The organism is Thalassospira marina (genome assembly GCF_002844375.1).
Lineage (GTDB): Bacteria > Pseudomonadota > Alphaproteobacteria > Rhodospirillales > Thalassospiraceae > Thalassospira > Thalassospira marina.
Genome location: NZ_CP024199.1, coordinates 4,045,623 through 4,069,117 on the forward strand (window position 1 = coordinate 4,045,623; position 23,495 = coordinate 4,069,117).

Below are 23,495 nucleotides of genomic sequence, written 5' to 3' on the forward strand. Positions count from 1 at the left end.
TCAGAAAACCTTTTTAAACGGCCGGATCACAACAGATTCAAACAGGCCAGCCTTGGCATAGGGGTCATTCGCCGTCATGGTTTCGGCCGCTGCCATGTCTTCAAGCTCGATAATAAAAACCGACCCGTTCATACCTTCCAGATCAGGATCAAGCGTGGGGCCTGCAGCAACGATTTTGTCAGCATACCCATCCTTCACATAGGCCAGATGGGCATCGCGGTTTGCCTTGCGCACATGAAGGTGGCCGGGTTTATCAACACAACGGATGTAAAACAGCATGGATTTTCCTGCATTTGATAGGATTGGAAAACAAGATACCGCCAAAGTGACAGAATGATCACGACAGCTCAAGATTGACCTAAGCTATGCGGTGATTTTGCGTCCACTGATAACCTGATTGTGTATTGTGCACGCAGGCGAAGCATAGGAACGACACCGAAAAACCAATGAAACTCTCGGATTTCAAAAATCACCCACTCTTCCCCTTTTCCGATTTCAGGGAAAATGATGCTTCATTTCAGTTGCTGATAGATTTCTGGAAGCAGCTTGTGAAAGAGTCTTTGGGTGATGAGCTATTTCCCGAATGCGAAACTTTGCAGGATTACGAACGGGATAACGGGCCTGAACCATTCCATAATCCGGTTATGTTCGATTTCTGGGTGCCCTCGCTCAATAGAGGTGCCCGTATCACCCTCACTGAAAATTTCGATAACTCCCCTTTGTTGGTCGACGCAAAAGAGGATGAACGATTTTCGGCCTATGATCCTTTTATCTTTTACATGAGTTTCAGACGCCTTCCTGACGATAGCAAAGATATCGAACAAATTGTTCTATGCTCGGATATGTCCGATTCTTCCCTCGAAGCTACACAAGAAAAATTGCGCGACTTCCTTATTGATCAGGTATCTGCCGACGAAATTGAACAAATGATAGAGAACGGAATAAAGAACATGCCGAATTACCCAACAAAAGAAGAATGGGATGAATATTGGGACCGGATGTCAGAGGATGGGAACTGAGATCACAGACACCGCATGTCTATCACCAAAAAGAGCATTTCCCGTTAAACGAAGTTAAGGCAACAGACCACACGCAGAATCAGGTTTAAAGCCGCGCTTCAAGCTCATCCCGGAAGGGTCGATTCAAAAGGGCGTCAATGGTTTCGCGCAGGGGTGCATGGTGGTTGGCGACCTGGTTCACCGCGTTGCAAATTGGCATTTCCACGCCGTATTTTTCGGCAACAGCCGTAACCGATGCTGCCGTATGCACCCCTTCGGTCACACTGCGCCGGGAGGATAAAATATCGGCTGCACTTTGCCCCTGTCCCAGTGCCACGCCAAAGGTGTAATTGCGCGAAAGCGTACCTGTGCAGGTCAGCATCAAATCGCCCAATCCGGCAAGGCCCATCAGGGTTTCGGCCCGCCCGCCCGTGGCAATGGCAAGGCGTGACATTTCGGCAAGGCCGCGTGTCACAAGGGCTGCGCGCGCATTATCGCCCAGCTGCATGCCCGCCACCACGCCACTGGCAATCGCCAGCACGTTTTTGATGGCCCCGGCCACTTCAACACCGGTCACATCCGAACTGTAATAGGGCCTGAAAGACGATGTGCCGATCTGTTCAACCAGTTTTTTGCCCAATTCCCGGTCACGGCAGGCCAGTGTCAGCGCGGCAGGCAGGCCATTGGCCACTTCCTGGGCAAAGGTCGGGCCGGACAAAACGGCAACCGGCACATCACCCAGTTCTTCGCGCACAACCGTTTCCATTAACGCGCCGGTCTTTTTTTCAATCCCCTTGGCGCAAATAACGGCGGGTATGCCGGGCTGCCAGTGCGGAGCAAGGGTCTTCAAACTGTCGCGCAAAAACTGTGCCGGCGTCACCAGCAGGACAAAATCGGCTGCCAGCACATCTGGCGCGTTCAAGCTGGCCGAAAGACCGGCAGGCAGGGCAATGCCGGGCAAATAAAGGTCGTTTTCGCGCGTTTCATTCATCCGCGCGGCAAGGTCACCATCGCGCAGCAGCATACGGGCATCCGCCCCGGCCCGGACGGCCTGAATGGCAAGTGCCGTTCCCCAGGCACCACCCCCGACAATTCCTATGCGCTTTTCCGACATGCCAGCAAATTCCAGTTTAAATACGCCATCGTCTTTATGTTCGTGCCGCCCCAAGCCACCCATCCGCATCGGGTTCGCATCGGGGTTGCCGTTTACGGCCGTTATCAGGCCTTAACACCGGCACCAGGGCGCTTGGGGGCTTCCGGGTCCAGCGGCCAGCGCGGACGCGGTTTGAAATCCAGCGGGTCTTCCTGCCCAAGGCGGAACCGTTCAAGCCCGGCCCAGGCGATCATGGCGGCATTATCGGTACAAAGCGGCAAAGGCGGTGCAACCAGTTGCATCCCGGCCTTATCGGTCAGTTCGGTCAAACGGGTACGCAGATATTTATTGGCCGCAACCCCGCCAGCCAGAACCAGCGTTTTACCTTCAGGATATTCGCGCATGAACTGGTAGATCGCGTTTTTGGTGCGATCAATCAGGGTTTCCCCCACCGCGCGCTGGAAGGATGCCGCAAGGTCAGCCTTTACCTCGTCAGTGCGCTGAGGCACGGGGAAACCATCCAGATGTACGCGAACTGCGGTCTTCAAACCCGAAAATGAAAAATCGCATCCTTCACGCCCGCGCAAGGGGCGGGGCAAACGAAACCGCAGCGGGTCGCCATGTGCGGCCAGTTTTTCCAATGCCGGCCCACCAGGGTAGCCAAGGCCCAGCATCTTTGCGGTTTTATCAAAGGCTTCGCCAACGGCATCGTCAATGGTGGTGCCAATACGGCGGTATTTGCCAACACCCTCAACAATCAGAACCTGGCAATGCCCGCCCGAAACCAGCAGCAATAAATAGGGAAAAGCAACATCGTCGGTCAGGCGCACGGTCAAGGCGTGGCCTTCAAGGTGGTTAACCGCCAGAAAGGGTTTATTGGCTGCAAAGGCAATGGATTTGGCCGTCATGGTGCCAACCATCACCCCACCAATCAGGCCCGGCCCGCCGGTACAGGCAATGGCGTCAAGGTCATCAAATTCCATGCCGGCATCATCCATCGCCTCGGCAACAAGGCGGTCGATATGTTCAAGATGCGCGCGCGCGGCAATTTCGGGTACGACCCCGCCATAGGGGCGATGATCTTCCAGTTGGGTCAAAACGCGGTTGGACAAAATTTCGCGTTTGTCATTTACAACGGCAGCAGCCGTTTCATCACAACTGGTTTCAATACCAAGAACATTCATGGAATTTGATATCCGGCTATCACTGGTTTGCGCCCGATCAAAGCAGGCCTGTGGGCGATGATGTAGCCCAAAGTAACACGCCTTGCCACCCTTTGCAGGATATCGAAATGACATGACAGCCATTTTCATCCCCAGGGAACGATATTGGTCCTATGCAGGGCTGCGTTCTGCAGTCTAAATAACGACATGATCGTCAACGATACCGTGCAAAACTTGTTTAAACACTGAATTCGGATTAAAAACCGGCACCATGACAGATACAGCAAAACTTCGCATCGGCACCCGTGGTTCCCCCCTTGCACTGGCACAGGCGCATGAAGTTCGCGACCTCGTGGCAAAGGCAAATCCCGAACTTTCGGGCGAAAACGATATCGAAATCGTTGTCATTTCCACCACCGCCGACCGGGTAACCGACCGCGCGCTTTCGGAAATTGGTGGCAAGGGCCTGTTTACCAAGGAAATCGACGAAGCCCAGCTTAAGGGTGAAATCGACGTTGCCGTTCACTGCATCAAGGATGTTCCGACCATCCTGCCCGAAGGCATTGCCATGCCGGTTATCATGCCGCGCGAAGATGTGCGTGATGCCTTTATTTCCACCAAATATAAAAGCTTTGCCGACATGCCCGCAGGGTCGGTTGTGGGCACCGCATCTTTGCGCCGCCAGGCAATGGTTTTGAACAAATACCCGCATCTGAAGGTCGAAACCTTTCGCGGCAATGTGCAAACCCGCCTGCGCAAGCTTGAAGAAGGCCAGGCCGATGCCACCCTGCTGGCAATGGCCGGGTTAAACCGCCTCGGCCATCCCGAAATTGCCACCCATGTCATTTCCGAAGACGACATGCTGCCCGCCGTTGGCCAGGGTGCGCTGGGGCTTGCCATTCGGGCAGGCGATGAAAAGGTCGCCAACTGGCTGTCATCGCTGCATTGCCATGAAACCGATTTGCGCATCACCGCCGAACGTGCCGCCCTGCGCGCACTGGACGGTTCGTGCAAAACACCAATCGCGGCCCTGGCCGAGATTGATGAAAACGGCACCATGCGCCTGCGTGTGACCATTGTCCGCCCCGATGGCAGCGAATGGCTTGATGCGGAACGCACCCTTGAAAACCCCGATATCGCCGGGGCAGACCGCATTGGCACCGATGCCGGAAACGAGCTTAAACAGCGCGGCGGGCCTGACTTTATTCTCGCCTGACAAACAGGCAGATAAATCATTGCGAGGCATCGCGCATCATTTGGCGGGATGCCTCGCAAAAATGCTTCCTGTCAGGGCTTTTGGGGCAATTGCCACAGCCCTTTGACCGAAAAGCATTTAGAACATCTGATAGGCCCAATTCCTGAGCAGGATGGATGTCACCATGGGGAAAACGGTCCTGAATACACGGCCAGAAACCGATTCCGGTGATCTGGCAATTGCCTTGCAGCAGCGCGGCTATGATGTCTGCTGTGCTCCCATGCTGACGATTGACTTTCCCGCCCTGCCCGATGACCAGCCCGGCCTGAACCTTGATGGTGTGCAGGCTGTTGTTTTCACATCGGCCAATGGTGTGCGCGCCTTTATCCGTCATTGCCCGCGGCGGGACCTGCCGGTTATGGCCGTGGGCGATGCCACCGCCACCACCGCCCGCGAGGCCGGTTTTGCCACGGTTTTTAGTGCCGGGGGCGACATTGACGACCTTGCCGCCCTGATTGCGCAACGCCTGCCTGCCAATGGCGGGCCAATCTACCATCCGGCAGCGCGCAAAACGGCAGGTGATCTGGGAACATTATTGGCTTCAAAGGGTTACGTCATAGATCGCCAAACACTTTACGAGGCCCATGCCGCAACCAGCCTGCCACCTGCAATTATTGATGGCTTGGCTCATGCGGCAATTGATGCGGTGTTATTTTTCTCTCCCCGCACGGCTGAATCCTTTGTTAAGCTGGTGGAACATCATAACATACAAGGGGCGATGACCACCGTAAGCGCAATCTGTCTAAGCCCCGCCGTCAAAGACCGCCTTGCCAGCCTGAAATGGCGCAGGATCGCGGTCGCGGCACAACCGACACAAGAAAGCCTGTTATCGGAACTTGATAACGCTATCGTCTGAATGTCCTGCGCCAGTGGGCGTATCGGAACAACCGCAAACTGCAATGGTCCGACCGTGAAAAAACCAGAAACGCCAAAAACCGACACTTCCGCGACGCCGGCCAAGGGCCAGGATACGATCTCGATCGACAGCAAAGGCAATGCAAGTGCTGCCAAGCCTGCAACGCCCTCAGGCGATGCCAGCGCAAAGCCCGCCTCAGGCACAAACACATCTGCCCCCACTGGCAGCGCCAGCACGTCATCAGCCAAACCGGCCGGTGGTGCAACCGCATCAACCAGCAGCGCTTCTGGTAGCAATTCAGCCAGCACCAAACCCGGCACATCGACGACCGGCAGTGCCACATCCGGCACGGCAAAACCCGGCGACAAAAATGCCGCAGCAGGCAAAGCCACAGCACAGGGCCAAAAGGCCAACAAACCCGCCATCATGGTGGTGATCTGGGCCGTCATTATTGTCGGTATCGTTTTGGCCCTTGGCTGGGCCAGCCGGGCCATGTGGTGGAAACAGGCCGAACCGACCCTGGCCAATATGCTGCCGCAAAGCACGGTTGATGCCCTAGCCCCTGAAGAGGCGCAAAACACCGCCGATATGCAGCAACCGGCAAATGGCGCGGCATCGGGCAATGGCAATATGGCTGCCAACAGTCTGGCTGATCAACCTGCCGAAAGCACATCCCCTGACAGCGGCACAAACGCCAGCGAGAATGGCAGCGCCGATGTGATGGCAACCGACAATGCCAGCAAGGGTGATGGCGTTGGCAATATGGGCATGGATACCCAGCAGGCCGCCCCGAACGCCGATGCCCCGAATAACACCGGTGACGAACCTGCCACCGCCGCCGGTGCAATGAGTGGATCTGATAATACAGAAGCAACCGATCCTGCCGATACCCAGGCAAAAAATGTTGTGGTCGCAACAGACCTGACATCGCGCCTATCGCATCTGGAAGGCACAATCAACGCCCTGCGGGAACGCCTCGATAGCGAACGTGGTGGCGAGATTAACGATTCGGTCGCGCGCCGCCTTGGCGAACTTGAAACCCGCACCGCACCGATTGACGAAGTCGCCCGTGTTCAGTCCGAACTTTCCGGCGTGGCAAAGGAAATGCGGGATCTGACGGCCCGTATGGCCACCGTCGAGGATGAACTCAAAGCAACCGAAGGCCTGCGCATTGCCGGGCGCGGCCAGGCCATTGGTATTGGCATTGCCATCCTGCGTGATGCCGCACAACGCGGCGGCCCGTTTGAAGTCGCCCTTAACCAGCTTAACCGCAGCGGGTCGGACGACACCATTGTTCAAAAACAGATCGAGGCCTTAAAACCGCTTGCCGCAAATGGCGCACCGCGTATTGAACAATTGCGGCAATCCTTCCCCCTTGCCGCAGACGAAGCGATCAAAGCAGCCAGCGATGATCATTCCGGCGGGGTTTGGGATTCGACCGTTGCCAATCTGAAAAAGCTGTTCCCCATCCGCCGGGTGGATGCCGTTGGCCAGGAAACCCTTGATGGCCGCCTTGTCAGCGCCGAACAGGCCCTGGCACAGGATAATCTGGCAGATGCCATTTCCGCCCTTGAAGGGGTTGAAGGTGAAAGCGCCAAGGCCGCACTGGAACCGTGGCTGGCAAAGGCCCGCGCCCGCCAGACCATCAATGTCGCCATTGAAACCCTAAGCAGCCATGCCATTGGTCTTTTGACCGGGCAGGAAGATAAAACCGGTAACACACCGATCAACAATTCCGCCGGATCGGAGGCTGCCCAATGATCCGCCTGGTTATCTTTGTTCTGATTACGGCGGCACTTGTGACCGGTGCTGTCTGGTTTGCCAATAACCCCGGCACCATGACCATTATCTGGCTGGGCTATCGTTTTGATGGTTCGATCGGCATGGTTGTTCTGGCAATTCTGGCGCTGGTTTTTGCGCTGGTGGTGCTGTGGCGCATCTGGTTTGTCATTTCGCGTTCGCCGGGCTGGGTCGGGCGTATGCTGGGCAGCCGTCGCCGTAAAAAGGGCCAGCAGGCCCTGACCATGGGCTTGCTTGAACTGGCATCGGGCGATGTCCGCCAGGCCCTTAAACATACCCGTGCGGTCGATAAATACCTGGAAGACGACACACTAACGCGCCTGTTAACCGCGCAGGCAGCCGAACTTGAAGGCAACAATGCCGCTGCCCACCGCCAGTTCGAAGAAATGCTGAAATCACCGGATTCGGCCTTTTTCGGTTTGCGGGGCTTGCTGCAGCTTTCGCTTAAGGCAGATGACCGCAAAGCAGCGCTGGATTATGCCGAACGTGCCCACCGTTTGCGCCCGCGCAATCCGTCGGTTCTGGTCACCTATTTTGACCTGCTTTTGGGTGCCAAACGCTGGGACCGGGCATTGACCCTGCTGGTTGATGCGCAAAAAGCCGATATCTTCAAGGAAGATGAACTTTCGCGCCGCCGTGCATTGTTGATCACCGCCAAGGCCGAAGACGCCATTCGCGATGGTGAAAACAGCGAAGCTGTCAAACTGCTGCGCAAGGCCCTGACCGCCCATCCCGATTTCAGCGGTGCCGCTATCCTGTTGACCGAACTTTACATCAAGGTTGGTCAGCCGGGCAAAGCGCGTGATGTCGTCAGCCAAAGCTGGCAGATCAGCCCGAACGGTGCGCTGGGCCAGCTTTACCTGCAAAGCCTGGATGGTGATGCCCTGGCAAAGGTTAAGGCGGTTGAAAAGCTGATTGCAGGGAAAACCGATCACCCTGAAAGCCAGCTTTTGCTGGCCGAGGCCGCATTGAACGCCCAATTGTGGGGTATGGCACGCAGCAATGTGGAAAAGGCGATTGCACAAAATGCGCAGGCCCGCCATTACCGCCTGCTGGCCGATCTGGAATTTGCCGAAAAACAGGACCCGGCCAAGGCCCGCGAATTGCTGGTCAAAGCCAGCCACGCCAACCCGGACCCGGACTGGCGCTGTGGTGCCTGCGGGGCCGAAACCGGCAAATGGTCGGTTATCTGCCCGTCCTGCCATTCGTTTGGAGCAATTGACTGGCGCGCGCCGCTTCGCCTGCATGCCCATGCACACAACAACCACGAACATGCTGGCACCAAAGCCAAACCCGACGCCCCATTGGCCGTTTCTGTTGCCGGAACCACCATTGACGGGGATGAAGCCATAACGTCAGGCAAAAGCCAGGACCGCGTATAGCGCATTGCCGATGCTGGCACATTATCAGCAAATCCAAATAAAAACGGCGGCCTGTCATGCAGGCCGCCGTTTATCATTCAGGCCCTTGGCAGGGCTGAAAATCAATGCCGGAAATGACGCATTCCGGTAAAGACCATGGCGATGTTGTTTTCATCGGCCGCATCGATCACTTCCTGATCGCGCATCGAGCCACCCGGCTGGATCACAGCCGTTGCACCGGCCTTGACAGCGGCGAGCAGGCCATCGGCAAACGGGAAGAAGGCGTCGCTTGAAACAACAGAACCCGCAGTACGCAGGGCATCTTCACCGGCGTTTTTACCGGCTTCTTCCGCTTTCCACGCCGCAATGCGCGAGCTGTCAACACGGCTCATCTGACCGGCGCCAATACCAACGGTTTTGCCTTCCTTGACATAAACAATGGCATTTGACTTCACATGTTTACCAACACGGAAGGCAAATAACAGGTCATCAAGTTCCTGTTCGGACGGCGCACGTTTGGTCACGACCTTCAGCTCTTCGCGTTTCACGCGGCCAGCATCGCGGTTCTGCAACAGGTAACCACCTGCCAGCGACCGCAGGGTCATGTCTTCGGCTTCCGGGTCGGCCATGCCACCGGTGATCAGAACACGCAGGTTCTTTTTCGATGCCAGAACGGCCTTGGCGGCATCGTCTGCATCCGGTGCGATCACGACTTCGGCAAACAGTTTGGCAATTTCTTCGGCCGTTGCTGCATCAAGCGTACGGTTAACGGCAATGATGCCACCAAATGCCGAAACCGGGTCACAGGACAGGGCCTTGTGATAGGCATCAATCAGGGTCTCGCCTTCGGCGACACCACAGGGGTTGGCATGTTTGATAATCGCAACAGCCGGCTTTTCGGCAAATTCCGAAACCAGTTCAAAGGCAGCATCGGTGTCGTTCAGGTTGTTAAACGACAGTTCCTTGCCCTGAAGCTGGGTTGCAGTTGCCACACCCGGGCGGTTTTTACCGTTGGTGTAAAATGCAGCCTGCTGGTGCGGGTTTTCGCCATAACGCAGGGTCTGTTTCAGCTCGCCCGAAACATTCAAACGCTGCGGGAAGGTTTCACCAAGCTGGCCTGCAAACCAGGTTGAAATCGCCGCATCATAGGCACCGGTACGGGCATAGGCCTTGGCAGCCAGGGCACGGCGGGTTTCATAGGTGGTCGCACCATCATTATCGCCCATTTCGGCAATCACGCGGTCATAATCGGCCGGATCGACGATAACGGTAACCGATTCATGGTTTTTCGCGGCCGAACGGATCATGCCGGGGCCACCAATATCGATATTTTCGATGCAGGTGTCGTAATCGGCGCCTTTGGCAACGGTTTCTTCGAACGGATACAGGTTCACAGCCACCAGGTCGATCGGGGTGATGTCGTTATCCGTCATCGCCTGCATGTGGCTTTCGACAGAACGACGGCCCAGAAGACCCCCATGAATTTTCGGATGCAGCGTTTTGACACGGCCATCCATAATTTCGGGAAAACCGGTGTGAGAGGCAACTTCCTTGACCGGAATACCGGCAGCTTCAATTGCCTTGGCAGAACCACCGGTCGAAAGAATTTCGACACCCTTTTCATGGAGGGATTTGGCAAATTCAACCAGGCCGGATTTATCGGAAACGGAAATCAGCGCGCGCGCAATACGGGCAGTCATCTTGGCTTCGCTTTCATGCAGGAACGGATACAGCAACATGGCCCGGGCGCATTAATCATGGTTTCACGAAGACAATTTCCGGAAATATCCATCATTAATGGGCCCGGCCCGATTTCGGGCGGAGCAATAACACGCAACGGGTCAAATGTGGACCCCGAATTGTTGCAAGGCGGCTATCTCGTCATCACAAATGCAGGCTGCCCGTTTTTCGAGCACGTCGTGCTTAATCGGTATCATTTTCTATGTTTTTGGCGAACCGTTTGGCAAGGCACAGCGTTTGAGCAATGCGGCGCACCGGTCAAACGCTGTAACGCCGCGAAATGTCGCCAAAATCAACCCTTCGGGCCAAGACAGTCTTCCGCCCCACTCCATCAGGGTCCGTGGTCGTGGCCCCGCTACACTCTGCGGATCTTTACCTTGTGCGACAGAAGACTGTCTCTGGCAAAATGGTGCAGATTAAATGCGACGTGCTCTTTGGCAGCAACGCCATCAGGCATCAATCGCACGATTGGCAATTTCGGCCTGCTGCTGGGCAAGGATCGAACTGACCCCAATTTCAGGCGGTTGGAATTCGGGCACCAGTTGCGATACCAGTTCCAGCGTCCGTTCTGAATTGCGTGCCGTGGCACTTTCGGCCAGTTCTTCCAGCACCGATTTGATCACGGCGTAATCCAGCACGCGGGGGGCTGCCAGCAACACACCTTCGGTCGCGGTGGGCTGGGGGGGTTCAGAATCATGGAACAGTTCTTCATAAAGTTTTTCACCGGGGCGCAAGCCGGTGACCTTTATTTCCACATCCTTGCCCGGGCGCAAACCGGCCAGCAAAATCATCTGCCGGGCCAGATCAACAATTTTGACCGGGCGCCCCATATCAAGAACAAAAATCTTGCCGCCCGCCGTCACACCCTGCCGGCCCAGTTCTGCGGCCTGCAACACCAGTTCAACAGCCTCGGCAATCGTCATGAAATAACGGGTAATGCCTTCATGGGTCACGGTAAGTGGCCCACCAGCTTCAAGCTGGCGGCGAAACAGCGGCACGACCGACCCGGTTGATCCCAGCACATTCCCAAATCGAACCGTGACGAACCGGGTTTTGCCCCGTTCTTCATCGCTAAGGGTTTCCAGCGCCTGGCAATAACATTCCGCCAGGCGTTTCGAGGCCCCCATAACATTGGCCGGGTTTACGGCCTTGTCGGTCGAAATCAGAACCATGGTTTCAACATCGGCCGCACGGCAGGCCTCGGCCACATTGCGGGTGCCAATGGTGTTGGTCAAAATCCCTTCATTGGGGTTATGTTCAACCAGCGGCACATGCTTGTAGGCTGCGGCATGAAAGACGATATCGGGTTTTTCAATGGCAAAAACCTGATCCAGGCGCACCCGGTCGCGCACATCGCCCAATACGCTATAACGCGGAAGGGCGGGATGTTTCTCCGACATCTCCATATCAATGGCGTAAAGGTTATATTCACCCGCATCAAACAGGCAAATATGGGCCGGGCCATAACTTGCGATCTGACGCACCAGTTCCGAACCGATGGACCCGCCAGCACCGGTTACCAGCACCCGGCGACCGGTGATCATTTGACGTACTTTGTCGCGGTCGAGGCGCGCTTCGGGGCGGCCCAGCAAATCTTCAATCGCAACAGGGCGAATTTGCAGCGGGTCCGATATACCATCGCGCAGATCACCCAGTTTGGGCAGGCGCGACAAAACCACGCCACGGCGATCCGCTATTTCCACCCATTTGCCAATATCGGGATGGCGAAGGGCATTGCCGGTTAAAACCAGCTTGCGCGGCCGGTGCGCAATACGTGATTTTTCAAGTTTTTCCAGTGTGGCTTCAAGGTTATCAACCGTATCAAACACCTGAACGCCATGCATTTTGCGGCCAACACGGCCATCGGTCAGGCCGACAATGCCCACCACATCAAAGGGTGCCAGCGCAGAACGGCGGGTTTCACGAATGAATGCTTCGGATTCGTCGCCCGCCCCGATCAGCAAAATGGGAATGCGGCTTTCGCCCTGGCGTTCCAGCGCACGGGAAACCGACCGGTCCTTGACCACGCGATAGGCAAGGCGCGGCCCACCCAGAAGCGCCATTAACAAAAACCACTGAATGATCGGTGCCGAACGCGGCAACCAGTCCAGACGGGTGGTTAAAAACAGCACCGCAAACAAAACGGCAATTGCCAGCGTCACCGCCTTGGCAATGCGCGACAGGTCATTAAGCGATGCATAACGCCAAATGCCGCGATAAAGGCCAAACAGCCAGAAAATACAGCCCGAAAGCACGGCAAAGCCAAGGGTGGCCAGCGCCATGTTTTGCGGCACGAAATATGGCAGGGCATCGCCAACACGCAGATACAGGGCCAGCGGAAAAGATATCGCCGCCATGATCACGTCATGGGCAAATGCCACCTGGCTACGCTGTATCAATCGCCACATAAATTTCCCGAACCGCTTTTGTGCGCGCCATCAAATGACGGACTGCATTTTAATTTTCTGATCTATCGATCTTTTCGCGTCCTGCCCACGCCAAGTCAAGCAAAGGTCGCCAGACCACGGCTTATTTGCGTGCAGCATCCAGCCTCGCTGCAACCGGCCAAAAGCGCAAAACACCCACCAGCAACAAAACAATCACCGTGGCAATCACCAACCGCGCAACCGCACCCGAAATCACCAGCGGCAAGGGCGCAAAAACCGCGGCAATCAGGGCAATATTTGCCAGCAAAATCAAAAGGGAAACCTGTGCGTGACTCATGCCGCGGCCCGTTGCCACCTGATAGGCATGCTGTCGATGCGCCTGCCATATTTTTTCCCCGCGAAGGGCGCGGCGCAACAGCGTAAAGGTGGCATCAAACAAATAATAGGCCGGGAAAATAAGGGCCGGTAACCAGGCCCCGCGCGATGCCAGTTCCAGCAACAGCCAACCCAGCACATATCCCAGCGGGATTGATCCGACATCACCCAAAAACAGTTTGGCCGGGTGCCAATTCCAAATCAGAAAGCCCAGCATAATGGCTGCAATACCAAGGCCGATCACACCCAGATCAACAAAGGCCGGTGTTACCGCCAAAAGCGAGACAATAAACACACCCGCGCCGATGGATCCGGCCTCGACCCCTGAAATTCCATCAATACCATCCATGAAATTAAACAGGTTCACAAACCAGACCCAGGCAAAAACCACCAGCACATGGTCAAGCCACAGGGGAACAAGCCCCTGCAAAACCGGGCCGTTCAGCGCGGTTACCCCGCAAATGACAGCAACAAACTGAAAGCCGAACCGCAAACGTGCCGAAAGATCATGCCGGTCATCCATCCAGCAAATCGCGGCAAGGCCAATGGCGGCCGCCAGCATCAGCCAGCGCGACCAGACCACCCCGCCCGGCGCGGCACCAAACCACAATGTTACCCCCGCAAGCATCAACAGCAACAAGGGCGTAACCGCCAGCCCGCCACCACGCGGTGTTGGCACCGCATGGCTGGACCGGTGATTGGGCATATCGAGAATGGCCTTATGGCGCAGATAGCGCAGCACCACCCCGGTCAGCAGCAGCGAGGCAACCAGCAAACCACCGGAAAAACCGGCAAGGGCGGCAAAGGACATTGGATAAACCCGTCTTAAATGGCATAGAGTTTCTGGATTACCGATGCTGACCTGCAACCGCAAGGTTTTTCAGATGAAACCTTCACCGCGTCTCGCGGCAGGGCTGAATTGCAGGCAAGACGCTTTACACTCTTTATCATCGCGCTTACTTACACGGTTACATTATTCAAGGAGAACCCCTTCCGTGCGTGAAAGCCGTTCAAACCGCCAGGGCCACCGTAACAGTGATGCCCGCAACAACAAGGCCCCCGCCCCCGTGCTTCAGGATCCGCGCATGCTTGCGCTCAAGACCCTGCAGGAATTGCGTGGTGGCGAGGTAACCCTTGATGAACTGCTGACCAAACACGGATATGGCCTGCCTTCAAGGGATCGTAATTTCCTGCGTCAGCTTCTGGGCAGCACACTGCGCCATCTGGGTGAAATTGATGCCATCCTTGCCCCACGCTATCACCCGCCGCAGGACCGTACCGCCAACCGCCTGACCAACATCATGCGCCTGGGCGTGACCCAGCTGTTTTTCATGGATGTTTCCGAACATGGCGCCGTGGACAGTACGGTAAATCTCGCGCGGGATGCCGGGCTGCACAAATATATAAAGCTGGTCAACGCCGTATTGCGCGGCCTGCAGCGCGACAGGCTGGAACTGCCCGACGGGGTCGAAGACTGGCAGCTTAACATTCCGGCATGGCTGCGTGGTGTTTGGAAAAAGGCCTATGGTGCCGATGAAATGCGCGATATCGCGCGTGCCAGCCTGGGCCATGCCAAACTCGACATTTCCGTGCGCGATGCCGAAGAACGCGCCGAATGGGCCGAAAAACTGGGGGGCACCCTGCTTCCGACCGGTACCATCCGCCTTGAAAGCGGCCAGCGCATTCGCGATCTGCCGGGTTATAAAGACGGCAAATGGTGGGTGCAGGATGCCGCCGCAGCCCTGCCCGCCACCCTGTTTTCCCATTACGAAGGCAAAACGATCTATGATCTGTGCGCCGCACCGGGTGGAAAAACCATGCAGCTTGCCGCACGCGGGGCCAACACCATTGCGGTTGATAAATCCGAAGGGCGCCTGCGCCGGGTTTTTGAAAACCTGGAACGTGTTGGCCTGGGCGCGGCCATTGTAACCGGTGATGCCACCGCACTTGCCGCTGATGCCCCGGTTGCAGATGCCGTTTTGCTTGATGCGCCCTGCTCGGCCACTGGCACCATTCGCCGCCATCCCGATATTTTGCTGCGTCAAAACGATGCCCTGATGAAGGCCCTGCTGCCCATTCAGCAAAAACTGCTGTTGCAGGCCGATAAAATCCTGAATGTCGGTGGCGAGTTGATTTATTGCACCTGTTCGCTGCAACCCGATGAAGGCGAGTTCCAGGTTAAATCCTTCCTGGCCGACCACCCGAATTATCAACGCAAGCCCATTACCGCCGATGAACTGGGTGGCTGGGACGAAGCGATTACCGATGCTGGTGAATTGCGGATTTTGCCAATTCACATGGCGGAAATGGGCGGCATGGACGGGTTTTATTGCGCCCGGCTGGTTAAAACGCGCGCCTAAGGCTGCCAAACCATCATCCGCACGCCTTTGCAGGCCGGTTCGGGTGACAAACAGGGGAAATTGCGCTATCACATCGGCCGATTTCCCGTTTTTCCACCGTGTTACGATCAGGACCGTGCGCGCATGACAACGCAAAACATCAAGATTGCCCCGTCAATCCTTTCCGCAGATTTCGCCAAACTGGGCGAAGAAGTCGCCGCGATTGACGCTGCAGGCGCCGATTACATCCATATCGATGTGATGGATGGCCATTACGTGCCCAACATTACCATTGGCCCGGATGTGGTTAAGGCCCTGCGCCCGCATACCGACAAGGTCTTTGACGTCCATCTGATGATTGCCCCGGTTGATCCCTATATCCAGGCCTTCGCCGATGCCGGATCGGACATTATCACCATCCATGCCGAAGCAGGCCCACACCTGCATCGCAGCCTGCAACTGATCAAGTCCCTTGGCAAAAAGGCTGGTGTCTCGCTGAACCCGTCGACCCCGGAAAATGTCATTAAATATGTCATGGATCTGGTCGATCTGGTGCTGGTCATGACCGTCAATCCCGGCTTTGGCGGCCAGAAATTCATTCCCAGCCAGCTTGAAAAGATCAAACGCATCCGCAAAATGATCGAGGCGACCGGCCGGCATATCGACCTTGAAGTCGATGGCGGGGTAAACCCGGAAATCGCCCGCGATGTGATTGCCGCTGGTGCCGACGTTCTTGTCGCCGGTTCCGCCACCTTCAAAGGCGGCCCCAGCCAGTATGCCCCAAACATCAAAGCCATTCGCGGCGAATAACGGCCCAAACCCACCGGGCACGCCAACAAATTCACAAAGGCCGGTGCAGTTTCGCCCGGCCTTTGTCATGTCAACATGCGCGTAGGTTATTGCAGATTAATTCACCAGTCCAAGCCGGATCAGGCTTTCTGCCGTGGCGATAATGGCGTTTTCGGCGGGGCGGGGGGACCAACCCAGAAGCTGTTTTGCCTTGTCGCTGCTGGCATTCATGTTTTTGCCCAGCAAAGTAGCAATGCCCTTCAGGCCGGGTTTACGCAATGCCGCCAGGCGGATAACCCAGTTTGGCACTTCACGCCGGGGGACACAATGTGCGGCCTGCCCCAGATGCTGTCTTAATATGCGGGCAACGTCGATCATCCACAGGCTTTCACCCGAAATTGCCAAAAAACGTTCCCCTGCCGCGGCGGGATTGGTCATGGCGCGCAGATGCAAATCGGCAACGTCGCGGACATCAACAAAACCGGAATTGATTTTCGGGCAGCCACCCTGCCCTTCCAGCAGGTTTTTGATCAAGCGGATGGAATGGGAAAAATCCGGGCCAAGTGCCGGGCCCAGAACGGCAACCGGGTTGATTGCGGAAAGTTCGAGCCCGATTCCATCGCGTGCGATATAATCCCACGCGACCCTTTCCGACAGGGTTTTGGATTTCTGATAGGGCCAGATCCTGCCTGAAAGATTGGTCCAGTCCGTTTCATTAAACGGGCGGCCAATATTGCCATGCCCGACCCCAACCGCACCAAAGGCGGATGTCAGTACCACACGGCGCACGCCCGCAGCCTTTGCCGCGCGCAAAACCCGCAAATTGCCCTCGACGGCGGGGTTGATCCAGTCTTCCTCGCGGGTCTGATCGCCCGAGGGTGTTGGCGATGCGCCATGCATGACAAAGGCGCATCCCGAACAGGCATCCGCCCAACCGGCATCACGGGTCAAATCCGCCTGGACAAAGGACAGGTTCGGGCCAGCATCCACCCCGCCTGTTTTCAGATAAGCGCGGACCTCGCCCTCGCGCGAAAGCGAACGCACCGTTGTGCGCACGTGATAACCCGCCTCAAGCAGGGCAATCATACAATATTGGGCGATAAAGCCGGTCCCGCCGGTCACCAGCACCGTTTCTTTTTGCATCGAATTTTCCTGGCAAACAAACCCCTGGCAGCAGGACCCGTTCCCGCCACCCGGTTTTGTGAAACAACCGGATTTGACGCTATGCCGATGCACCGGGATTTTGAATACTTGAAAATTCGCTTTAATTGCGCAAAAGTCCCGAAATGAGCAGCGATCCCTTTTCCGACATTTTAAAACTGACCAATGCCGAAGCCGTCACCACCGGCGGCTTTACCGCGGGCGGGAAATGGTCCATCCGCTTTCCCGGGCGCGACAAAATCAAATTCTTTGCCATCGCCAAAGGCGAATGCATGGTGCGGCTTGAAGAGGCGGCAAAGGCCGTCAAATTCGAAACCGGCGATGTTGCCCTGCTGGCGCGGCGCCAGTCCTTTACCCTGTTTAACGATGCCGATATTGAACCGCTTGAGGCCGTAAGCCTTTTTTCAGCGCGCGGACGCACAACCGCGCAACTGGGCGACGGGCAGGATTTTACCCATATTGGCGGCCATATCCTGCTGGACCCGCAACGCGGGCATTTACTGGCCGATATCCTGCCATCCTGGATTCACATCCGCGCGGCATCACCCTATGCCAAAACATTTCGCCTGCTGCTTGATCAATTGATCGAAGAACGGGCCGCCGCCCTGCCCGGCACCCAACTGGCATCATCCCAACTGACGCAATTATTGTTTATTCAGGTCATTCGCGCCCATCTTGCCAATAGCGACCTGCTGCCGGCAGGCTGGCTGCGCGCGATTAGCGATTTGCGCATCGCCCCGGCCATTCGTGCCATGCATGAAACCCCCGATCACCCCTGGCACCTGCGCGAACTGGCCCAGGCCTGTGCCATGTCACGCACGGCCTTTGCCCTTTATTTCAAGAATATCGCAGGCATATCGCCGCTAAGCTATTTGACGGCCTGGCGCATGCACCTGGCCGAACGCCAGCTGCGCGAAGAAACCACATCCATCACCGTTATTGCCCAATCCCTTGGTTACGGGTCTGAAAGCGCCTTTAGCAACGCGTTCAAACGGGTGATTGGCATTTCGCCCAATACCTACCGCAAACAAAGCGCGCCACACCTGCCATAAGACAAAACCACCGGCACAAGCATTGCCCCGATCACAAACAAAAAGACCGGCCCCCTTGCGGAAACCGGTCTTTTGATGCTTGCACGCCCTTGCGTGTTTCAAGGGCGAGGCAAACTTAAAAATCAATACAGCGGCCTTTATGTTCCCAATCGCCAAAGCGGGTGGGTTCGGGGCCTTTGGGGCCGCCAATTTCACGCTGGGCTGCCTCGCGAAAGGCCTTGGCTTCGGCCAGTGCGTTAATCGCATCCTGCGAGAGTTTCGGCGCTGGAGTTTCGTCACTTGCCTGTTGGGGCGCGTTTACATCCGGCACCTGGCTGGCACCGGCAATTTCCGGGCTGCCAGCAGCGGCGGCAGCCGCCGTTTCATCCGGGGTGGCAGCGGGCGCGCCTGCAGGGTTTGGCGTTTTACCAACCGACTGGCTGGAACGCTGGACCACGGTTTCACGAAATTTTCCGGCCATGGGAATCTCCGGTCTGGGCCGCTTGCACGGCATTTTCAAAGCTTTGTCCAACAGATAGCCCCGTAAGCCGCAATCGACAAGTCCCGGCAGCCGATGGCTGCCTTGTGATTGCCGCAAACTGACTCTTTCCAGCGCGAAGGAAAGCCGCTATTTCAAGCGGACGAGCAAAACAAGGAGAAACCATGCGTTCAATTCCCCAGCGTATCGCCGAAGAACTTTCTGTTCGCCCCGAACAGGTCCTTGCCACCATCGAATTGTTAAATGAAGGCTCGACCGTGCCCTTCATTGCCCGTTACCGCAAGGAAAAGACCGGCGGTCTGGACGATACCCAGTTGCGTAATCTGGATGAACGCCTGCGTTACCTGACCGAACTTGAAGAACGCCGCGCTTCCGTCATCGAAAGCATCCGCGAACAGGAAAAACTGACGCCGGAGCTGGAAAAGGCGATTAACGAGGCTGACACCAAAACCCGCCTTGAAGATTTGTATCTGCCCTTCAAGAAAAAGCGCCGCACCAAAGCCCAGATTGCCCGTGAAGCCGGGCTGGAACCGCTGGCCGATGCCCTGCTGGCAAACCCGCAACTCGACCCGGAAGCCGAAGCGGCCAAATTCATTGATGCGGAAAAGGCCATTGAAGATACCAAGGCCGCGCTGGATGGTGCCCGCCAGATTTTGATGGAACGTTTTGCCGAAGATGCCGACCTGGTTGCCCGTCTGCGCCAGCTTTTGTGGGATGACGGTGAAATTACCGCCAGCGTCATTGATGGCAAGGAAGCCGAAGGGGCAAAGTTTTCGGATTATTTCAGCCATTCGGAAAAGATCAAAACCTGCCCGTCGCACCGTGCGCTGGCATTGTTCCGTGGCCGCAATGAAGGCATTTTGCAGATCAAACTGACGCTGGGTGCCGAAGATGAAGACCGCCCGCGCGGCGAACCGGGCCGTGCTGAAACCGTGATTGCCGCCCATTTTGGTATTCGCAACCAGGGCCGCCCTGCCGATAAATGGCTGGCCGATACCGTGCGCTTTACCTGGCGCGTCAAACTGTCGCTGTCGATCGAGCTTGATTTGTTTGGCAATTTGCGTGACAGCGCCGAAGAAGATGCGATCAAGGTTTTTGCCGATAACCTGAAAGACCTGCTGTTGGCGGCTCCGGCGGGGCAAAAGGCCACCATGGGCCTGGACCCGGGGGTACGTACCGGCGTGAAGGTTGCCGTGGTCGATGCCACCGGCAAGCTGGTGGATACGGCAACGGTTTATCCGTTCCAGCCCCGTAACGATGTTCAGGGTTCGATTAACACCCTGGCCGCCCTGGCGGCAAAACACAAGATCGAGCTGATCGCGATTGGCAACGGCACCTTCTCGCGCGAGACGGACCAGCTTGCGGGTATGCTGCTTAATGCCTTTCCGCAAATCAAGGCGACCAAGGTTATCGTTAACGAAGCCGGGGCATCGGTTTATTCGGCGTCGCAATTTGCCGCCGAGGAATTCCCCGATCTGGACGTATCATTGCGTGGTGCGGCATCCATTGCGCGCCGCCTGCAGGACCCGCTGGCAGAACTGGTTAAGATCGACCCCAAATCCATCGGTGTTGGCCAGTATCAGCATGACGTTTCGGAAACCAAGCTGGCACGGTCGCTTGATGCCGTGGTCGAAGATTGCGTGAACGGCGTGGGCGTGGACCTTAATACCGCATCAATCCCGCTTCTGACCCGCGTTGCCGGGCTTAGCGAAGGGCTGGCGCGGAACATTGTTGGTTATCGTGACGTCAATGGAGCGTTCCGTTCGCGCGCAGATTTGCGCAAGGTCGAACGCCTGGGGCCGAAAGCCTTTGAACAATGTGCGGGCTTTTTGCGCATTCGCGGCGGGGAAAACCCGCTTGATGCGTCGGCAGTGCACCCGGAAGCCTACCCGGTGATTGAAAAAATCAGCCGTGAAAGCAGCCGTGATCTGGCCAGCATCATTGGGGATTCGCCGTTTCTGAAAACCCTGCGGCCGGAAAAATTCGCCGATGATGTTTTTGGTGTGCCCACCATCCGCGACATTCTGGCCGAGCTGGATAAACCCGGCCGTGACCCGCGCCCGGAATTCAAAACCGCGAAATTCATTGATGGCGTCAATGAAATCAAGGATTTGAAAGTCGGCATGAAGCTGGAAGGCACCGTGACCAACGTTACCAATTTTGGGGCGTTTGTTGATATTGGCGTGCATCAGGACGGCCTGGTTCACATTTCGCAACTGGCGGACAAATTTGTCGCTGACCCGCGCGAAGTGGTCAAAGCAGGGCAGATCGTTTCTGTCACCGTGATGGAAGTGGACGCACCGCGTAAACGCATCGGCCTGTCGATGAAATCCGCCCCGGATTATGAAGGGGCACAGGACCGCCGCGAACAGCGCAGCCAGCCCGCAGGCGCGCGCCATAACAACCATGACCGCAACCAGCCCCGCCGCCAAAACGGCAATAATGGCCGTGGCAATGCATCGGCCGGGTCCGCCGGGGATGCTGGTGGTGGTGCAATGGCCGCAGCCCTGAAAGCCGCGATGGAACGCCGTAAATAAGCATTTTGCGAGTGGCGGGCGCACAACAGCCGCAATTCGCAGAAAACCAGATCAGAAATCCGGTACGATAACCGGTGTGAAAGGCAGGTGGCATATGGCTTCCTGCCTTTCTTTTTGCGCAAATAGCCCAGCGTTATTTCCTGGCAGAAAACAGCGGATTGACAGCCGCGCGAACAAAACCCATCTTGCGGGTTCACCAAGGGGAGCCCCGACAGGGGGCTGAGAAACTGCCACGCCTGATCCAGACAGCGCAGTGACCCGTTGAACCTGATCCAGTTCATACTGGCGTAGGGAGGGTGCAAACGCCTGATCATGCGTTTAACCATCATTCCGGCTTCGAACTGGGTTTCCAACCGCACCTGCATGGGAGCCTTAATATGACTGACGACGCCAAAAACCTTTCACCGGCACAGCTTCTGACCGATATGCGCAAAGCCGCCCCGCTGGTTCATTGCATCACCAATTATGTGGCCATGAATATTGCCGCCAATACGCTGCTGGCGGCTGGTGCATCCCCGGCCATGGTCCATGCCCCCGAAGAAAGCGGTGAATTTGCCGCCATTGCCGGTGCATTAACCGTTAATATCGGCACCCTTTCGACCGAATGGGTTGAGGGGATGAAAGAAGCAGCCAAAGGCGCAAACAGTGCCGGAAAACCCTGGATCCTTGACCCGGTGGCACATTTTGCCACCCAATTTCGCCGGAACACCGTGGCCGAACTTTTGACACTGCACCCCACCATCATTCGCGGCAATGCATCAGAAATAATCGCCCTTGCCGGTGGGCAAAGTGCCGGTCAGGGCGTTGATAGCGGCGACCCTGTTGAACAGGCCGAAGAAGCCGCCAAAAACCTGGCCCAAAGCCAGAAATGCGTGGTTGCTGTTACCGGCACAGCCGATTTCATCACCGATGGCATCCAGTCTGTTCGGGTGCATGGCGGGTCTGATCTGATGCCGAAAATCACGGCGATGGGATGTTCGCTGACCGCCCTTGTTGGTGCCTTTGCCGCCATTTGTCCGCGCGCACCGTTTAACGCCACCATTGCCGCCCTGGCCTGCTTTGCCGCCGCAGGCAAAATGGCACAACAATCGGCATCCGGCCCGGCCAGCTTTGCCACGGCCTTTCTTGATGCACTTTATAATCTGGATGCTGCGGCCCTTGAAACCAACGCCCGGATCGAGGTTCTCTGATGGCATGTGATGCTTTTGATCTGTCGCTATATCTGATCCTTGATCCCGACCTGTGTCGGGATCATTCCATGCTGGAAACTACAATGGCCGCCATTCGCGGCGGGGCGACGCTGGTGCAGTTACGTCATAAAACGGCCAGCACCGACGAATTCATCGCCCTGGGCCGCGAATTGATGCAGGCCATGGCGGGAACCGGCGTGCCCTTGATCATTAACGACAATATCGATGCCGCGATTGCCCTTGATGCCCACGGGCTTCATATCGGGCAGGATGATATCCCGGCGGCCAAAGCCCGCGAAAAGCTGGGTGCAGGCAAAATCCTTGGCCTTTCGATCGAGTCCGAGGCCGCAGCAGGCAACCTTGACCCGGAAATTGTCGATTATGTTGGCATTGGCCCGGTATTTGCGACCAGCACCAAGCCCGACCATAAACCCGCCATTGGTTTTGACGGCCTCGCCCGCCTTTCCGCCCTGTGCCCGATGCCCGGTGTTGCCATTGGCGGCATCAAAGGCCCCCATGCCATGGATGTTTTTAAAAGCGGTGCCCAGGGGCTTGCCGTTGTTTCGGCCATCTGTGGCCAGCCGGACCCGGAACTGGCAACCTGCGAACTGGCAAAAACCATCAGCCATGCCCAACAGCAAATTTCTGCGGGCAAACTGGCCTGACGCACGATTTGAACATGCCCGCCTGATAGCTGAAAACAGGGCGGGCAAACCGGCGACTCTGCCCCCAATTGGTTAATTTTAACCCCATGCGCAGGGCAGGATGCACGGCAACGTTGAAGATATACACCCCAAGCCGTCGCCTTGCGTTATATGCAGGGCAGAAACCCGGTTTTAGCTGCCAAAATTGTGGCAAAATGGCCAAAAATTGAAATAACCACCAAAAAAGCCCCGCAAACAACGCCTTGCGGGGCTTTAA

The 23,495-nt window shown here is 56.5% G+C and carries 19 protein-coding genes and 1 riboswitch; of the genes, 11 read left to right on the top strand and 8 right to left on the bottom strand.

Translation table 11 applies throughout. The features are described 5' to 3' along the window. Positions 1–279, bottom strand: coding sequence for a YciI family protein (locus CSC3H3_RS18380; RefSeq protein ID WP_101268961.1), 279 nt, complete (start codon positions 277–279; stop codon positions 1–3). Between the two features lie 167 nt (positions 280–446). Between CSC3H3_RS18380 and CSC3H3_RS18385 the strand changes: the two genes are divergently transcribed. Then, positions 447–1,019, top strand: coding sequence for a hypothetical protein (locus CSC3H3_RS18385; protein WP_101285765.1), 573 nt, complete (start codon positions 447–449; stop codon positions 1,017–1,019). Positions 1,020–1,104: 85 nt separating this feature from the next. Here the strand turns inward: CSC3H3_RS18385 and CSC3H3_RS18390 are convergent, their stop codons facing one another. Further along, positions 1,105–2,112, bottom strand: coding sequence for an NAD(P)H-dependent glycerol-3-phosphate dehydrogenase (locus CSC3H3_RS18390; RefSeq protein WP_101286319.1), 1,008 nt, complete (start codon positions 2,110–2,112; stop codon positions 1,105–1,107). A 104-nt stretch (positions 2,113–2,216) separates the two neighbouring features. After that, on the bottom strand, positions 2,217–3,275 hold the full coding sequence (gene tsaD / locus CSC3H3_RS18395; RefSeq protein ID WP_101268956.1) for a tRNA (adenosine(37)-N6)-threonylcarbamoyltransferase complex transferase subunit TsaD: 1,059 nt from the start codon (positions 3,273–3,275) through the stop codon (positions 2,217–2,219). Between the two features lie 250 nt (positions 3,276–3,525). Here tsaD and hemC point away from each other — a divergent pair, with 250 nt between their 5' ends. The 4 genes from hemC to CSC3H3_RS18415 all read left to right on the top strand — a co-directional run bounded on the left by hemC (position 3,526) and on the right by CSC3H3_RS18415 (position 8,547). Further along, positions 3,526–4,470 carry a hydroxymethylbilane synthase gene (gene hemC, locus CSC3H3_RS18400; protein WP_101285766.1) on the top strand — a complete coding sequence of 315 codons (945 nt, stop codon included), beginning with the start codon at positions 3,526–3,528 and terminating at the stop codon, positions 4,468–4,470. Between the two features lie 163 nt (positions 4,471–4,633). Beyond that, the gene (locus CSC3H3_RS18405; RefSeq protein WP_101285767.1) at positions 4,634–5,365 is read left to right on the top strand and encodes a uroporphyrinogen-III synthase; all 732 of its coding nucleotides are present in this window, start codon (positions 4,634–4,636) and stop codon (positions 5,363–5,365) included. 54 nt (positions 5,366–5,419) lie between these two features. Next, on the top strand, positions 5,420–7,126 hold the full coding sequence (locus CSC3H3_RS18410; protein WP_101286320.1) for a mitofilin family membrane protein: 1,707 nt from the start codon (positions 5,420–5,422) through the stop codon (positions 7,124–7,126). Beyond that, positions 7,123–8,547 carry a heme biosynthesis protein HemY gene (locus tag CSC3H3_RS18415; RefSeq protein ID WP_101285768.1) on the top strand — a complete coding sequence of 475 codons (1,425 nt, stop codon included), beginning with the start codon at positions 7,123–7,125 and terminating at the stop codon, positions 8,545–8,547. Before CSC3H3_RS18410 ends, CSC3H3_RS18415 begins: the two co-directional genes overlap by 4 nt. 101 nt (positions 8,548–8,648) lie before the next feature. On the opposite strand, the gene purH is transcribed toward CSC3H3_RS18415, so the two are convergent. From purH to CSC3H3_RS18430, 3 genes are all read right to left on the bottom strand, one after another. Continuing rightward, on the bottom strand, positions 8,649–10,226 hold the full coding sequence (purH, locus tag CSC3H3_RS18420; protein WP_101269117.1) for a bifunctional phosphoribosylaminoimidazolecarboxamide formyltransferase/IMP cyclohydrolase: 1,578 nt from the start codon (positions 10,224–10,226) through the stop codon (positions 8,649–8,651). A gap of 489 nt (positions 10,227–10,715) precedes the next feature. Continuing rightward, positions 10,716–12,674, bottom strand: a complete 1,959-nt coding sequence (locus tag CSC3H3_RS18425; RefSeq protein ID WP_101285769.1) for a polysaccharide biosynthesis protein — start codon at positions 12,672–12,674, stop codon at positions 10,716–10,718. A 121-nt stretch (positions 12,675–12,795) separates the two neighbouring features. Continuing rightward, positions 12,796–13,839, bottom strand: coding sequence for an MraY family glycosyltransferase (locus tag CSC3H3_RS18430; RefSeq protein WP_101285770.1), 1,044 nt, complete (start codon positions 13,837–13,839; stop codon positions 12,796–12,798). Positions 13,840–14,023: 184 nt separating this feature from the next. On the opposite strand from CSC3H3_RS18430, the gene CSC3H3_RS18435 reads away from it, so the two are divergent. After that, complete coding sequence (locus tag CSC3H3_RS18435) at positions 14,024–15,388, top strand: RsmB/NOP family class I SAM-dependent RNA methyltransferase (protein ID WP_245881182.1); 1,365 nt, start codon at positions 14,024–14,026, stop codon at positions 15,386–15,388. A gap of 123 nt (positions 15,389–15,511) precedes the next feature. After that, complete coding sequence (gene rpe, locus CSC3H3_RS18440; protein WP_101286322.1) at positions 15,512–16,177, top strand: ribulose-phosphate 3-epimerase; 666 nt, start codon at positions 15,512–15,514, stop codon at positions 16,175–16,177. A 96-nt stretch (positions 16,178–16,273) separates the two neighbouring features. Here rpe and CSC3H3_RS18445 read toward each other — a convergent pair whose 3' ends face one another. Continuing rightward, positions 16,274–17,299: an SDR family oxidoreductase gene (locus tag CSC3H3_RS18445; RefSeq protein ID WP_101285771.1), complete on the bottom strand. Its 1,026-nt coding sequence runs from the start codon at positions 17,297–17,299 to the stop codon at positions 16,274–16,276. A gap of 143 nt (positions 17,300–17,442) precedes the next feature. Here CSC3H3_RS18445 and CSC3H3_RS18450 point away from each other — a divergent pair, with 143 nt between their 5' ends. Beyond that, complete coding sequence (locus tag CSC3H3_RS18450) at positions 17,443–18,369, top strand: AraC family transcriptional regulator (RefSeq protein WP_101286323.1); 927 nt, start codon at positions 17,443–17,445, stop codon at positions 18,367–18,369. Between the two features lie 115 nt (positions 18,370–18,484). Here the strand turns inward: CSC3H3_RS18450 and CSC3H3_RS25175 are convergent, their stop codons facing one another. Then, entirely contained in the window at positions 18,485–18,829 is a 345-nt protein-coding gene (locus CSC3H3_RS25175) for a DUF1674 domain-containing protein (RefSeq protein ID WP_425444967.1), read from the bottom strand. A gap of 182 nt (positions 18,830–19,011) precedes the next feature. Between CSC3H3_RS25175 and CSC3H3_RS18460 the strand changes: the two genes are divergently transcribed. From CSC3H3_RS18460 to thiE, 3 genes are all read left to right on the top strand, one after another. Then, positions 19,012–21,384: a Tex family protein gene (locus tag CSC3H3_RS18460; protein WP_101285772.1), complete on the top strand. Its 2,373-nt coding sequence runs from the start codon at positions 19,012–19,014 to the stop codon at positions 21,382–21,384. A gap of 189 nt (positions 21,385–21,573) precedes the next feature. After that, positions 21,574–21,695, top strand: a riboswitch (TPP riboswitch). 66 nt (positions 21,696–21,761) lie between these two features. Next, positions 21,762–22,574 carry a hydroxyethylthiazole kinase gene (gene thiM / locus CSC3H3_RS18465; RefSeq protein ID WP_101286324.1) on the top strand — a complete coding sequence of 271 codons (813 nt, stop codon included), beginning with the start codon at positions 21,762–21,764 and terminating at the stop codon, positions 22,572–22,574. Then, positions 22,574–23,239, top strand: a complete 666-nt coding sequence (gene thiE, locus CSC3H3_RS18470; RefSeq protein ID WP_101285773.1) for a thiamine phosphate synthase — start codon at positions 22,574–22,576, stop codon at positions 23,237–23,239. The genes thiM and thiE overlap by 1 nt, the downstream gene beginning before the upstream one ends. The last annotated feature ends 256 nt before the right edge of the window (positions 23,240–23,495 follow it).

What these genes read in the sequence shown, in the direction of transcription:
- CSC3H3_RS18405 (WP_101285767.1), top strand. Translation starts at nt 4,634, where the DNA reads ATGGGGAAAACGGTCCTGAATACACGGCCAGAAACCGATTCCGGTGAT.
- CSC3H3_RS18380 (WP_101268961.1), bottom strand. Translation starts at nt 279, where the DNA reads ATGCTGTTTTACATCCGTTGTGTTGATAAACCCGGCCACCTTCATGTG.
- CSC3H3_RS18460 (WP_101285772.1), top strand. Translation starts at nt 19,012, where the DNA reads ATGCGTTCAATTCCCCAGCGTATCGCCGAAGAACTTTCTGTTCGCCCC.
- CSC3H3_RS25175 (WP_425444967.1), bottom strand. Translation starts at nt 18,829, where the DNA reads ATGGCCGGAAAATTTCGTGAAACCGTGGTCCAGCGTTCCAGCCAGTCG.
- thiM (WP_101286324.1), top strand. Translation starts at nt 21,762, where the DNA reads ATGACTGACGACGCCAAAAACCTTTCACCGGCACAGCTTCTGACCGAT.
- CSC3H3_RS18430 (WP_101285770.1), bottom strand. Translation starts at nt 13,839, where the DNA reads ATGTCCTTTGCCGCCCTTGCCGGTTTTTCCGGTGGTTTGCTGGTTGCC.
- CSC3H3_RS18445 (WP_101285771.1), bottom strand. Translation starts at nt 17,299, where the DNA reads ATGCAAAAAGAAACGGTGCTGGTGACCGGCGGGACCGGCTTTATCGCC.
- tsaD (WP_101268956.1), bottom strand. Translation starts at nt 3,275, where the DNA reads ATGAATGTTCTTGGTATTGAAACCAGTTGTGATGAAACGGCTGCTGCC.
- CSC3H3_RS18425 (WP_101285769.1), bottom strand. Translation starts at nt 12,674, where the DNA reads ATGTGGCGATTGATACAGCGTAGCCAGGTGGCATTTGCCCATGACGTG.
- CSC3H3_RS18450 (WP_101286323.1), top strand. Translation starts at nt 17,443, where the DNA reads ATGAGCAGCGATCCCTTTTCCGACATTTTAAAACTGACCAATGCCGAA.
- rpe (WP_101286322.1), top strand. Translation starts at nt 15,512, where the DNA reads ATGACAACGCAAAACATCAAGATTGCCCCGTCAATCCTTTCCGCAGAT.
- CSC3H3_RS18415 (WP_101285768.1), top strand. Translation starts at nt 7,123, where the DNA reads ATGATCCGCCTGGTTATCTTTGTTCTGATTACGGCGGCACTTGTGACC.
- CSC3H3_RS18390 (WP_101286319.1), bottom strand. Translation starts at nt 2,112, where the DNA reads ATGTCGGAAAAGCGCATAGGAATTGTCGGGGGTGGTGCCTGGGGAACG.
- thiE (WP_101285773.1), top strand. Translation starts at nt 22,574, where the DNA reads ATGGCATGTGATGCTTTTGATCTGTCGCTATATCTGATCCTTGATCCC.
- hemC (WP_101285766.1), top strand. Translation starts at nt 3,526, where the DNA reads ATGACAGATACAGCAAAACTTCGCATCGGCACCCGTGGTTCCCCCCTT.
- CSC3H3_RS18385 (WP_101285765.1), top strand. Translation starts at nt 447, where the DNA reads ATGAAACTCTCGGATTTCAAAAATCACCCACTCTTCCCCTTTTCCGAT.
- purH (WP_101269117.1), bottom strand. Translation starts at nt 10,226, where the DNA reads ATGACTGCCCGTATTGCGCGCGCGCTGATTTCCGTTTCCGATAAATCC.